A 12,490-nucleotide genomic window follows, 5' to 3' on the forward strand; every position below is an offset into this window, starting at 1 on the left:
TTCCGGTCCAGGTGATTCCGCTTTACGACCGGTTGGACGGCACCCCGAATGCGGGACGTCGGTTCAACCGGTGTTTGCCCTTGGCCGCCATGCCCACGGAATCCGGACGACTCGTTTGACATCGTAGGATGCAAGGGCCAGTGTTTAGCTGCTAAAGGTTATCACAAGCGCGGAGTCAGCGGCGTCGTCCCGCAGAATGGCCCGCAGAATGGATCGTAAGGGTGCAAGACGTCTCCAAGGCGATGATCGCCCGCTTGGTCGGCTTCGACACGGTTTCCCGCCGTTCCAATATGGCGTTGATCGACTGGGTTCGGGACCATCTCGCCGGGTACGGCGTGGAAAGCCGGCTTGTCCCCAGCCCGGATGGTGCCAAAGCGAACCTGTTCGCGACCATCGGCCCGATGACCGAAGGCGGCGTGGTGCTGTCCGCCCACACCGACGTGGTGCCGGTGGATGGGCAGCCCTGGGACACCGATCCCTTCACCCTGGTGGAGCGCGACGGGCGCCTCTTCGGGCGCGGTACCGCCGACATGAAGAGCTTTCCCGCTGTGGCGCTGGCCCTTCTGCCGGAGTTCCTGGAGGCCGGGCTGAAGCGGCCGCTGCATTTGGCGCTGTCCTACGACGAGGAGGTCGGCTGCATCGGCGCCCCGGCCATGATCGACCGCATCACCGGTGAACTGCCACGCCCCAGCGCCGTTATCGTCGGCGAGCCGACCTCGATGGGGGTCGTGCTGGCCCACAAGGGCTGCTACGTGCTGCGCACCACGGTCACCGGGCACGAGGTCCATTCGTCCCAGATTGACCGCGGGGTGAGCGCCGTGATGACCGCGGCGCGGCTCGTCAGCCTCGTCGGCGACATGGCGGCGGAGAACGCCGCCGCCGCGGACCCCGCCTGCGGCTTCGACCCGCCCTTCACCACGCTGCAGGTCGGAACGATCGAAGGCGGCACGGCGGCCAACATCACCGCCCGTCACTGTTCCTTCGTCTGGGACATCCGTCCGCTGCCCGGCGACGACTGGACGCGCTACCGCGACCGGTTCGAGGCGGAATGCCAGCGGTTGCGCGCCATCATGCGGCGGATCAGCCCGGATTGCGACATCCGCACCGAGCAGCTCGCCGGTGTGCCCGGGCTGGCGCCTGAACCGGACGGGCCGGCCGCCCAGCTCTGCCGCTCGCTGACCGGGCGCAACGACACCGGCATGGTCTCCTTCGCGGCGGAGGCCGGGCAGTTCCAGGAGGCCGGCCTGTCCACCGTGCTCTGCGGACCCGGCTCCATCGATCAGGCGCATCAGCCCAACGAATACATCGACGTCGCCCAGGTCACGGCCTGTGAGGGGTTCCTCCGGGATCTCGTTTGCCGACTGGCGGCCTGAACCGCAACAGGGGTGCGGCGGAGCGTCACGCCGGGCCACAGTACAGGCCGCCCAATTCTTCGAAGCGCGATCAATGGAAGAGACCAATTGTTGGATCGACGGCACCTTGTTGCTGAATTGCCTCGGGCACTCCCAATTTCGGCCTATGCCGTTGACGGGAGAGACTTTGACGGCGTTCCTGTCGCACTGTGCCCGGGGGCGCCGATGCCACGGCGCTTCCATGGAAACGGGAGCGCCGGTGCATGGTTGATCTGAACGACCTCGAGCGCGATGCGCTGACAGAGCTGGTGAACATGGGCGTCGGCCGTGCCGCGACCCATCTCAGCCGCATGGTCGCCGATCAGGTCCTGCTGTCGGTTCCCTCCATCGAGATCGTCAGCCGCAACGACGCCGCCAGCCTTCTCGCTGCGCGCGAGAAGATGAGCCTCGTCGCGGTGGAGCAGCGTTTCGACGGGTCCTTTGCCGGTCGTGCCCTGTTGATCTTTCCTGAAACCAACAGCCTGGAGCTGGCCCGCGCCGTCCTTGGCAGCGACCTGAGCCTGGAGGAGATCGTCGATCTGGAGCAGGACGCGCTCGCGGAAATCGGCAACATCATCCTCAACGGCTGCCTGGTCGTGATGGCCAACACGCTGAAGGACAATCTGGAAATCTCGTTGCCCAGCGTGCTGCGCGGCGACAGTGACCGCATTTTCCAAAGCAACGGGCCGAACCCCGACGAGCTGGTGATGTTCCTCTACATCGACTTCCTGATCCGCAGCCGGAGCATCCGCGGCTACATCGCGTTGCTCATGGGACTGTCGTCTCTGGAGTCGCTGAAGGGACTGATCCATGGATTCATCGACCGCATCGCCTCCGGAACGCCCGATGGAACCGACCGAGTTTAAGCGCATGCCCTGGCTGAACGGCCTTCTCGACGCAATGGACGCCGGCGTCGTCGTGCTGGACCGCCACGGGCGTGTCCAGTTCTGGAACCGTTGGATGGAAAGGGCGTCGGGCACTTCCGAACCCGACATCCACGGGCGGGAGCTGGTGGAAGCCTTGCCATCCCTGCGCGACACGCGGCTGCACAACGCCGTGCGCGACGTGCTGGAAACCGGGGCGCCCAGCGTCCTCTCGCACACGCTGAACCCGGTGCTGTTCCCGCTGCGCTGCCCCGACGGGCGGCGGATGGTCCACAACGTGCTGATCCGCCCCTTCGTCGTTGCCAACGCCTCCTATTGCCTGATCCAGGTGACCGACGTCACCGCCGTGGTCAACCGGGAACGGGTTCTGCGCGAGCAGCGCGACGCGCGCTACCGCGCCATCGTGGACACCGCCCCCGACGCCATCGTCACCACCGACACACGCGGCGTCGTGCAATGGGCCAACGGGGCCGCCGCCCGGCAGTTCGGCTTTCCGCCCAACGAACTGATCGGCCAGCATGTCAGCCTCTTCCTCGCCGAAGGCTCCCCCGACTGGTCCGGCCTGCTGGAGCGCGACCCGGCCGGGCGCCCGGCACCCGTGGAACTGATCGGGCGCAAACGCGACGGCACCCGCATCGATCTGGAAGTCTCGCTGGCCCGCTGGGAGTCGGAGGGGCGGAGCTTCATTACCGGCGTCCTGCGCGACATCACCGAACGCCGCCGCACCCGCGAGGAGTTGAAGGCCAACGCGCTCGCCATGCGGCAGCTGGCCGAGCAGACCAAGGCCACTCTGGACGCGCTGCCCGCGCACATCGCCGTGCTCGACCATGGCGGACACATCATTTTCGTCAACAAGGCTTGGCTGGAAAGCGGACCGCAGGCCGGCTTCCTCGGCGACGGATCAGCCATCGGCGACGACTATCTGGAGGCCTGCGCCGCCACCCGCAGCGGAGCGGAGCATGCCGACGCGCTGATCGAGGGGCTGCGCGGCCTGTTGCGCGGCGGGTCGCCGGTGTCCATCGAGTATCCGGGCCTGTCCCACGCCGGGCCACGCTGGTACCGCTGTCTTGCGGCACCGATGGCCGCCGGTCCCTTCGGCGGAGCGGTGCTGATGCACATCGACGTGACCGAGATCAAGTCGATGGAAGCGGCGCTGCGCAAGCTGGTCGGGCAGAAGTCCACACTGCTGCGCGAAGTGAACCACCGGGTGAAGAACAGCCTGCAGCTCGTCTCCAGCCTGCTGACGCTCCAGACCATGAGCCTGCCGGGCGCCGCCGAGCGGGTTCATTTCCAGGATGCCCGCAGCCGCATCGACGCCATCGCGCGGGTGCACAGCCGGCTCTACCAGACCGATCAGTTCCAGACCATCGAGTTCGGCAGCTACCTGAACGAGCTGTGCGCCGACCTGTCCCGCGCATCGGGCGGCGACACGCTGGGCTCCATTGAGGTGCGGGCCGAGCGCGTCGATCTGCCCATCGATCAGGCGGCACCGCTGGGGCTGATCGCCAACGAACTGATCACCAACGCCATCAAGCACCGCGGCTCCTCGCCCGCCAACGTCCTGGTCTCGCTGGACCGGGCTGGCGACTTGCTGGCGTTGACGGTGACCGACCAGGGGCCTGGCCTTCCCACCGGGTTCGACATGCGCCGGTCACGCAGCCTTGGCATGCGCTTGATCACCAGCCTGACCGGTCAGGTCGGGGCGACGGTCACGCTGATGCCGGTGGAACGGGGCGCCTCCTTCCGCATCGCGCTGACCATGCCGGAAACGCGCGGCCCCATCCTGGAAGACAGCGCTGTGGAGTGGAACGGATGAAGATCCTTCTCGTCGAGGACGAGGTCCTCATCGCCATGGAGCAGAGCTTCTACCTGGAAACCGCCGGGCACGAGGTGCATGGGCCGGCTTCCACCAGCGAAAAGGCGCTGGCCCTGGCGCAGGAGGTCAAGCCGGATCTGGCTCTGGTGGACATCCACCTGGCACAGGGTTCCAGCGGCATCGACGCGGCCCGCCGGATGACCGCGATGGGCATCCCCTGCCTGTTCGTCACCTCCTACCGCGAGGAGGTGGAGCCGACGCGCGAGTATGGGGTGGGCTGTCTGCCCAAGCCCTTTTCGCAGACCTCGTTGGTTTCCGCCGTCGAAGCGGTCAGCGCCATCCTGGCCGGGCGGACCCCCACCAAGGTTCCCGACACGATGGAGCTGTTTTCCTGAATTTCGGCGGCTAGCGGAACAGGCGCGGGTCGAAGGGGACATCCAACACGTCGATGATCCGGGCCTGTGCGCTGTCGGGGTGCAGGGGGTTGAGCAGCACGTTGTGTACGTTCGGCATGATGGCGCTCGGCACCCGCATCAAGGCCGAAGCCCGCTCCGCCAGCCACGCGTCGCCGATGGCCCGTGTGACCTCGTTGCGGGCGGTCCAGTCGGGCGGCAGCGGCGGGCAGGGCTGCGCGGCCAAGCCATCCTCTACGGCAATGCCCAGCAGCCGGTACCGGTCCGGCAGGAGGGCCGGGGATGAAACCTCAAGATGGACGAGGATTTCGATCAACGCGCCCGGCGGGGATTCGGCCAGATAGACCACCGGGCGCCCCCGGTTGTGCCATCGGGCCGGTGCGCGCAGCCCGCCGATGCCCTGGAGGTCGGCGTGGTTGCTGATGCGCCAGAGCATCACGCGAAATAGCCCTCGTCGATCTGGATCAGGGCATCCTCCACCAACCGTGCCCCGACATCGGTATCGACCAGATCCACCGCCGCCTCACCGCCGAACCGCTCCTTGGGCGTGTTCAGCCAGGACAGCGCCTTGTCGCGGTTGCCGAACACCGCCTCGGCCAGCGCCAGGATGCTTGCCGTCCGGTAAGCGCGCTCGCTTTCCTCCAGCGACAGCGCCTCACCTTTCTGTCGGCGGTGCTCCAAGGTGCGGCGAGGAATGATCCGGCTCAGCGCCCTGGCGTCCAGCCCCGCCGCCTGCAACGCACCGATGGCTTGGGTGCGCAGGCGGTTGCGCACGACCCTCACCACCGCCAGGTCGTCGGCGGGCGGCTGGTCAAGCCCCAGGAGCGCGGCGGTCAAGGATCGCTGACGATCCGCCAAAGCCACGTCATAGCCGGGCATCGAAGTCTCCTTGCGCAAAATGCCAATAGAAATGTGGCACCTTGCGCATGACGCGTCAAGCTGGGCACGCCCCCCTCAGCACCGGCATCACCCAGCCTTTCAGAAAGGCGTCTTCCGGTGGCACCGCAATCGGCCGACCCGCCGCCAGCAGCACCTGCAACAAAGCGGTGTGCAGGGCGGTGCAGCCGCCGAGGTCCAGCCGGGGCTCCTCCATGGCGCACAGCCATTCGGCGAGCGGGATCGCCTCCTCCACGGTGCAGGCGCCCTCGAAACGGGCGGTGCGGTCCTCGAAACGGATGGGCATCACACCAGCTCCCGCAGGTTGAGGGCGAGCAGAAGGCGCCCGTCGCCGAGCACCGCCGTTCCGGCGTAGCCGCGCAGCCGGGCGAGCAGCCCGGTCATCGGCTTCAGAACCACGTCGGTGCGTTCCCGGAAGGCATCCACGACCAGCGCCACCGGCTGCCCGCCGAGGTCCACCAGCAGCACCGCCTCCCCGCTCCGCTCGCGTTCGTCCTCCGGCAGGTTGAGCAGGCGGCGCAGCCGCAGCAGCGGCACCACCGCGTCCTGCACGACGACGCTCTCCGCGTGCTTCACCCGGCGGATCGCGCCGTGTGGAACGCGCTGCATGCCGGTGACCAGCGTGACCGGAAAGCCGTAGAGCGCGCCCGCCGTCTCAACCGTCACCAGCCGCGTCACCATCATGGTCAGCGGCAGGACGAGGCGGAATCGCGTCCCGACGCCGGGAGTCGAGACGACCTCCACCCGTCCACCCGCCTGCTCCACCGCACCGCGCACGGCGTCCATTCCCACCCCGCGTCCCGACAGGTCCGATACGGTGTCCGAGGTGCTGACTCCCGGCAGGAAGATCAGGCGCAGCGCCTCGGCGTCGGACAGCGCCGCCGCCTGCTCCTCGGTCAGGGCGCCATTGCTCACCGCCTTGCGGCGCACGGCCGCCGCGTCGATGCCCACGCCGTCGTCGGAAACCTCCACGACCACGCCGCCGCTGTCCTGGAAAGCCTGGACGCGGATCGCCGCCACGTCCGGCTTTCCGGCGGCGCGACGGCGCTCCGGCGCCTCGATGCCGTGGTCAAGCCCATTGCGGACGAGGTGCAGCAGCGGCTCGCCCAGGATGTCGAGAATGTCCTTGTCCGCCTCCGTCTCGCCGCCGGAGAGGTGCAACTCGACCGACTTGCCGAGCCGCCGCGCGGTGTCGCGAACCAGCCGGGGCAGCGGCTCGAAGACTCGCGACAGGGGCAGCAGCCGCAACCGCAGCACCGCGTCCTGGAGGTCGCCCACGATGGAGTCGATGCGGCCGTGCGCCTCCTTGATGCCCTGGGCCAGGGCGTCGGCGCTCCGCCCCTCCTGTGCCTCACGTGCGAGGTGGGGCAGGCTTCCCTTGGCGACGACCAGTTCACCGACCAGCGCCATCAGCCGGTCCATGCGCTCCGCATCCACCCGCAGCGCTCGCCGTGCCGGGGATGCCGAAGCTGCGGTCTTTGCCGGCGTCACCGCGGTCGGGCCGTCCGCCAGGATCTCGATGCAGCGGATGAGCGCGTCCACCGGTCCCTCGGCGGCACGGCCCAACGCCGTGGCCTCCCCACTCCGCCCTTCGGCGACGAGAATGTTGCGCACCGCCCGCAGCACCGCCGCCCGGCGGGCCGCCGTCTCCTCCCCGCTGCCGGGCAGGCCGAGGATGCGCGCCTGCGCCCGCAGCATGGCCGTGGCGAGGCTGAGTGGTGCGGCGGGGGGCGCCGGCTCGGCCGTGGCGGGAATGGTGACCGTGGCGAGGGACACCTGATCGGGAACGCCGCGGAACAGGCGGACCAGTTCGTCCCTCGAAGCGCCGCTGAGGGCGCGGAACCGCAGGGCGCAGCGGTAGGGGTCGATATCCGCCAACGGCGGCCACGCCCCGGCGGCCCCGATGCGCAGCAATAGAAGATCCGGGATACGGCGGCACAGGTCCAGCGGATCGTCCCCGACGAAGAAGCAATCCTCCGCCGGGGCATAGGCGATGGCTGTGACCGTGCGCCCGGCCATCTTCGCCCGGTCCGCCTCCGGCAGTTCGTCCACCCAGGCGAAGCCGGCGGGCGTGCCGGTGTCGGCGGCTTCCGTCGGCCCGCCAAGAGCGGCGTGCAGCCCCTCCTCATGCGCCTGCGCGCGGGTATCGGCGTCGTCTGGAAGGGATTGGCCGTGGTCCAGCCCATCGACCCAGGCCACACCGGTGTCCAGCAACTCCAGCAGCCGGTCGGCGAGAACCCCGCTCATGGCGGCCCGTCCGTCGCGCACCGCCATCAGGACGTCCTCCCCGGCATGGACCATGCGGGTGAAGGGCGCCATGTCGAACAGCGCGGTGGCGCCCTTCAGCGTGTGCAAGGCGCGGAACAGATCATTGACTGCGCCCTTGTCGGCCGGATCGCGCTCCAGCCGCAGCAGCGCGGCGCCTGCCGCCTCCAGCAACTCCCGCGATTCCAGGACGAACTGCTCGAACAGAGCGCTCATGACCGTCCCTCGCCCCCGTCTCGGCGCTTATCGTCTTGGCGCCTATCGTCTTGGCGCCGGCCGGTCAGCAGGCGGGCGGCGGCGGTGAGATCGGCAGGGCGCACCGGCTTGACGAAATACCAGTTGGCCCCCGCGAGCAGCGCCTTCTCGCGGTCGCTGTCCTTGGATTCGGTGCTGATCATGATGGCCGGCACGTCCCGCAGGGCCGGGTCCTGCCGCAGGCGGCGCAGCATGGTGTAACCGTCCATCTTCTGCATGTTGATGTCGACGATCAGCACATCCGGCGTCGATGCCAGCGCGTGCTCCAGTCCGTCGATCCCGTTCACCGCCTCGTCGACCAGAAAGCCATCGGCCTCCAGGACCTGTCGGGTGTAGGCCCGGACGGTCACGGCGTCGTCCACCACGAGGACGCGGGGTTGCGGGTTCGGTCGGTCGGTCACCGGGCGGCCTCCCTAACTCTGGGGCTTCTGATAGAGGATGGCGTCGGAGAACCGGCGCGGCACGAAGAGGGACGACATCCGGCTCATGCTCTCCGAATGGCCGAGACAGATGAACCCGCAGGGCGACAGCGCGTCGTAGAACATCGACGCTGCCTCGCGCCGTCCCAGGTCGTCGAAATAGATCAGCAGATTGCGGCAGAAGATGACATCCATGCCACGGAAATTCGCCATTTGCCGCGGATCGGCGATGTTCACCAGCGAGAAATCGATGGAGTCCCGCAACTCCTCCATGATCTGCCAGCGCTGGTCGTCCAGCCGGGTGAAGTATTTGGCGACGAGATTCCGCGGCATCGCCTGGAGCGACCGCTCCTCGTAAATGCCTTCCCGTGCACGGTCCAGCACATGGCTGTCGATGTCGGAGGCGTAGAGCTCGATCTCGAACTCATCCACACGGCTCCACCGCTCCAGCAGCGTGATGGCGATGGAATAAGGCTCCTCGCCGGTGGCGCAGCCGGCGGACCAGATGCGCACCCGGCTGCCCGGAGGGCGCCCGCGCACCACCTCGTCCAGCGCGGCGTTCACGAGGCAGTCGAGCTGGTACATCTCGCGGAAGAAATAGGTCTCGTTCACCGTCATGCGGTTGACGAGAAGCTGCAACTCCTCCCCCGATGCCTGGAAGCGCAGCAGGTTCAGATATTGGCGGACATGCTCCACGCCGACCGCCGCCATCCGCTCCGACACGCGGCGGTCGACGAAGTAGCGCTTGGCCTCGGTGAAGGACAGGCCGGTGCGTTCCCGCAGGAACCGGCAGAAGGCGTCGTAATCCGCGGCGCTCAGGCCGGCGGCGCCCTCCTTGTCCGAAGGCGGGCTCATTCAGGCTCCGGAAAACAGGCGGCGCGCCGCATCGACGGAAAAGGCGACGAAAGGATCGTCCGGGAAACGCGCAGACAACCGCTCCACGATCGGCAGGGCCGCGGGATCGCCGCACTCCATCAGCGCCTCCACCGCGGAGAGGCAGACATTGACATGCGGGTCGCGGTCGATCACCCCGGCCAGCAGGTCCAGCCGATCCGGATGGGGCAGCTTCCCGACGAGTTGGACCGTGAAGATCCGCAGATCCGAATCGGCGGCCGTCAGCAGCGGGGCGACCTCCGGCAGCACCACGGCGGCGGGCATCTGCTGAAGGCTTTCGATCACGCCGTTGCGCAGCCCGACGTCCTCGCTCGCCAAATGGGGCACCAGCGCCGCCACGGCCTCTGCGGTTCCGGTGCGGCCCAGAGCGGTGAGGAGGGTTTCGCGGACGCTCGGCTCCTCCTCGCGCTTCAGCCTGGCGGACAGGGCGGGAACGGCGTCGGGACGCTCGCCGAGCGCGTGGGCGGCCCGGCGGCGCTGGGCCGGGTCGGCGTCCTCCAGCCAAGCCAGCGGGTCACCGCCCTCTCCGGCGGCCACGGGCTTCGCTCCGTCGATCTTCCGGGCCTTTACCAGGGCCATGCCGCCGCCTCCACCGTGCCTGTCATGTTCATTCCATCACCCACCGGGTCACCTGTTGGGCCACCCGGTCGGACGGCAGCACCATGTCGGCGCCGCTGTGGCGGATCAACTCCTGCGGCATGCCGAACACGACGGCACTGCCCTCCGACTCCGCGATGGTCCGCCCGCCTTGGCGGCGCAGTTCCGTCATGGAGACCGCGCCGTCCGATCCCATCCCCGTCAGGAGAACGCCGATCAGCCGCGACGGTGCCACGACGCGCAGAGCGCTCTCGACCAGCCGGTCCACGTTGGGGTGCCAGTTCCGCCGCTCGTCCGCTGGAACGGGCTGGGCGGTGAGCCGCCCGCCGCGCCGGACAACCTGAAGGTCGGCACCGCCGCGCGCGATGCAAACCAGCCCCGGCTGGAGCGCGGTGGCGGTCGCGGCCTCCACCACCGTCACGGCGGAAATGGTGTCGAGGCGGCGGGCAAGCGGTCCGGTGAAGCTGGCGGGCATGTGCTGGGCCACCACCACCGGCCAGGGGAAATCCCCCGGCAGAAGCGGCAGAATGTCCTCCAGCGTGCGCGGCCCGCCGGTGGACACGCCGATCAGCACCAGCCCTTCGCCCGGATCGCCGTCGCTGTCGGCCGCGGTCTGCGGTTTGGCAAGGGGAGCATCGGCCAGGAAATCCGCCCCGGCGATGCGCTCGCGCGCCCGGCGCAGCCGTTCGCGCAGCCCCAGCACCCGCCGCGGCCGGGACCCGGCGGCGGCACGCACGGTGTCGACCAGTTCATCGGCGATGCCGGCGATGGCTCCGATTCCCGTCGGCTTCCGTACGGCCTCCACCGCCCCCAACCGCAGAGCTTCCAGCGTCACCTCCGCCCCGTCTGCGGTCAGGGCGGACACCATCACCACCGGCTTCGGATGCTCGACCATGATGCGCTTCAGGCAGGCGAGACCGTCCATGCCAGGCATCGTGACGTCCAGGGTCACCACGTCCGGATCGAAGCCGGGCAGCCGTTCCAGCGCCTCCGCCCCGTCGGCGGCGGTTTCCACCTCGAAACCGGCGGACGAGAGGATGTCGCCGATGCGCCGCCGCATCAGTGCCGAGTCGTCAACGACCAGGACCTTCACCATGACTGACCGCCTTCCGATCAGACGGTGGCCAGCAGATCGGCGAGCTGGTCCATATCCAGCAATTCCGCCGGATCCATCAGCAGGATCATCCGCCGCTCCTCGGCACTCTCCAGCGCGCCGATGCGGCGGATCAGACGGTGCTGGGCCTGCGACACGACGGGGGCTGGCCCGATGGCACCGTCCGGAATGCGGACAATTCCCGCCATGCCGTCCACCAGAAGCCCGGCGCGCGCCGCTCCCGCGGCGATCACCACCACGCGGCCCTGTTCACCGGCACCCCCGCGCCCCTCCGGCAGACGCAACAGGCGGCGCAACGCGACCAGCGGCAGGACGGCGCCGCGCAGGGTCGTCACGCCGCTGACGAAGTCCGGCGCGTTGGGCAGCGGAGTCACGGCATCGGGCTGGCGCAACACCTCCTGCACCGCCGCGACCGGCAGACCGTATTCCGTTCCGGCCAGCCGGAACACCACGAAGGTTTCCGCCCGCTCCGCCTCCGTCACCACAGCCGTCTCTCCTTCACGCGTCCCGTCACCGCCCGACCCGGCTCCCTCTCCCACGCCATGACGGAACAGCCGCTCCGCCGACAGGACCGGGATCAGCCGCGCGCCGCCGTCCAGCCGCGCGATGCCGTCCATATCCTCGAACTCCGCCTCCCGCGCCATCAGCGGCGGCACCGGGTCGATGCGCTCGCAGGGAACGCGCAGGATCTCCCTTACATCCTCCACCACCACACCGACCAGCCCCTCCGCCGTGCGCAGGACCGCCACCTTTCCACGGCCCCGAACCGCCGTGGAATCGAGCGCGGCGCCGAGCCCGAACAGCTCCCGCAGCCCGACCAGGGGGAGCAGCGCGTCGCGCAGCGTCATCATGCCCAAAAGATGGGTGCGGGCGCGGGGAACACGGGTCACCGTCTCCGGGACCGGAACGACCTCCCGCACCGCCGCCACCGGCAACGAGAACTCCTGCTCCGCAACGGTGAGGACGACGAGTTGTTCCTCGTCCTGGTGCATTGCGGCGACGGTCTTCGGCTGAGGGGAGGCGCTGAAATCCGCAATCCCCGCGGCCCCCCGCCCGAGGTCGGTGAACTGGCGTTCGATCAGCGGAACGGGATCGAGAATCAAAGCGCCGTTCCGTCCGTCCCCGGCCAGGATGGCGCCGGCCAGAAGATCCGCGTCGATGGACGGATCGGGCACGGTCCCGGAATCGGCGATGCGATCCTCGTCCACAGTGGACAGGCCCGACACGCGGTCCACCAGCAGGCCGACCGGCTGGCCGTTGTGACGGACGATCAGCAGCCGCGCGGCCATCGTCTCCCCGTCGTCCGGTCCGCCCTCCTCGGCGCTGGCAAGCCCCAGCACACGGCGCAGCCCGATGACCGGCAGCACGGCGCCGCGCCGCCGGGCCAGCCCTTCCAGGCTGGGCGGCCCCAGCGGGATGGGCACCAGCGCCGGCGGGCGCAGGATCTCCAGAACCCCGTCCAGCGGCAGGGCCAGTTCCACGCCGCCGACCGAGAAAAACACGAAGGAACGCACGCCGTCGCGGCGGATGATCGCGGCCATGGGT

At 69.0% G+C, this 12,490-nt stretch carries 13 protein-coding genes; 4 read left to right on the forward strand and 9 right to left on the reverse strand.

Going from position 1 to position 12,490, the window contains the following annotated elements; all coding sequences use genetic code 11:
- The first annotated feature begins 221 nt into the window (after positions 1 to 221).
- From argE to AC1DVI_RS15185, 4 genes are all read left to right on the forward strand, one after another.
- Complete coding sequence (gene argE, locus AC1DVI_RS15170) at positions 222 to 1,373, forward strand: acetylornithine deacetylase (protein WP_476958653.1); 1,152 nt, start codon at positions 222 to 224, stop codon at positions 1,371 to 1,373.
- A 242-nt stretch (positions 1,374 to 1,615) separates the two neighbouring features.
- Positions 1,616 to 2,257 (forward strand): chemotaxis protein CheC, encoded by a 642-nt coding sequence (locus tag AC1DVI_RS15175; RefSeq protein WP_476958654.1) that lies wholly within the window; start codon positions 1,616 to 1,618, stop codon positions 2,255 to 2,257.
- The gene (locus AC1DVI_RS15180; RefSeq protein WP_476958655.1) at positions 2,238 to 4,091 is read left to right on the forward strand and encodes a sensor histidine kinase; all 1,854 of its coding nucleotides are present in this window, start codon (positions 2,238 to 2,240) and stop codon (positions 4,089 to 4,091) included. The genes AC1DVI_RS15175 and AC1DVI_RS15180 overlap by 20 nt, the downstream gene beginning before the upstream one ends.
- Positions 4,088 to 4,486, forward strand: coding sequence for a response regulator (locus tag AC1DVI_RS15185; RefSeq protein ID WP_476958656.1), 399 nt, complete (start codon positions 4,088 to 4,090; stop codon positions 4,484 to 4,486). The genes AC1DVI_RS15180 and AC1DVI_RS15185 overlap by 4 nt, the downstream gene beginning before the upstream one ends.
- Before the next feature lie 10 nt (positions 4,487 to 4,496).
- Here AC1DVI_RS15185 and AC1DVI_RS15190 read toward each other — a convergent pair whose 3' ends face one another.
- The 9 genes from AC1DVI_RS15190 to AC1DVI_RS15230 are packed head-to-tail and all read right to left on the reverse strand — an operon-like array spanning position 4,497 to position 12,486.
- Entirely contained in the window at positions 4,497 to 4,940 is a 444-nt protein-coding gene (locus AC1DVI_RS15190) for an RES family NAD+ phosphorylase (RefSeq protein WP_476958834.1), read from the reverse strand.
- Positions 4,940 to 5,383: a type II RES/Xre toxin-antitoxin system antitoxin gene (parS, locus tag AC1DVI_RS15195; RefSeq protein ID WP_149163778.1), complete on the reverse strand. Its 444-nt coding sequence runs from the start codon at positions 5,381 to 5,383 to the stop codon at positions 4,940 to 4,942. The genes AC1DVI_RS15190 and parS overlap by 1 nt, the downstream gene beginning before the upstream one ends.
- A gap of 55 nt (positions 5,384 to 5,438) precedes the next feature.
- Complete coding sequence (locus AC1DVI_RS15200; protein WP_149163779.1) at positions 5,439 to 5,687, reverse strand: hypothetical protein; 249 nt, start codon at positions 5,685 to 5,687, stop codon at positions 5,439 to 5,441.
- Positions 5,687 to 7,882, reverse strand: a complete 2,196-nt coding sequence (locus AC1DVI_RS15205) for a chemotaxis protein CheA (protein WP_476958657.1) — start codon at positions 7,880 to 7,882, stop codon at positions 5,687 to 5,689. Before AC1DVI_RS15205 ends, AC1DVI_RS15200 begins: the two co-directional genes overlap by 1 nt.
- Positions 7,879 to 8,322: a response regulator gene (locus AC1DVI_RS15210; protein ID WP_476958658.1), complete on the reverse strand. Its 444-nt coding sequence runs from the start codon at positions 8,320 to 8,322 to the stop codon at positions 7,879 to 7,881. The genes AC1DVI_RS15205 and AC1DVI_RS15210 overlap by 4 nt, the downstream gene beginning before the upstream one ends.
- Positions 8,323 to 8,334: 12 nt before the next feature.
- Positions 8,335 to 9,195, reverse strand: coding sequence for a CheR family methyltransferase (locus AC1DVI_RS15215; RefSeq protein WP_476958659.1), 861 nt, complete (start codon positions 9,193 to 9,195; stop codon positions 8,335 to 8,337).
- A complete protein-coding gene (locus tag AC1DVI_RS15220; RefSeq protein ID WP_476958660.1) occupies positions 9,196 to 9,813 on the reverse strand; it encodes a HEAT repeat domain-containing protein in 618 nt (205 codons plus the stop codon).
- Positions 9,814 to 9,841: 28 nt separating this feature from the next.
- Positions 9,842 to 10,927 (reverse strand): chemotaxis-specific protein-glutamate methyltransferase CheB, encoded by a 1,086-nt coding sequence (gene cheB, locus AC1DVI_RS15225; protein ID WP_476958661.1) that lies wholly within the window; start codon positions 10,925 to 10,927, stop codon positions 9,842 to 9,844.
- Positions 10,928 to 10,944: 17 nt separating this feature from the next.
- Entirely contained in the window at positions 10,945 to 12,486 is a 1,542-nt protein-coding gene (locus tag AC1DVI_RS15230) for a chemotaxis protein CheW (RefSeq protein ID WP_476958662.1), read from the reverse strand.
- Positions 12,487 to 12,490: the final 4 nt, after the last annotated feature.

This window comes from Azospirillum sp. P4_B5, from assembly GCF_056402275.1.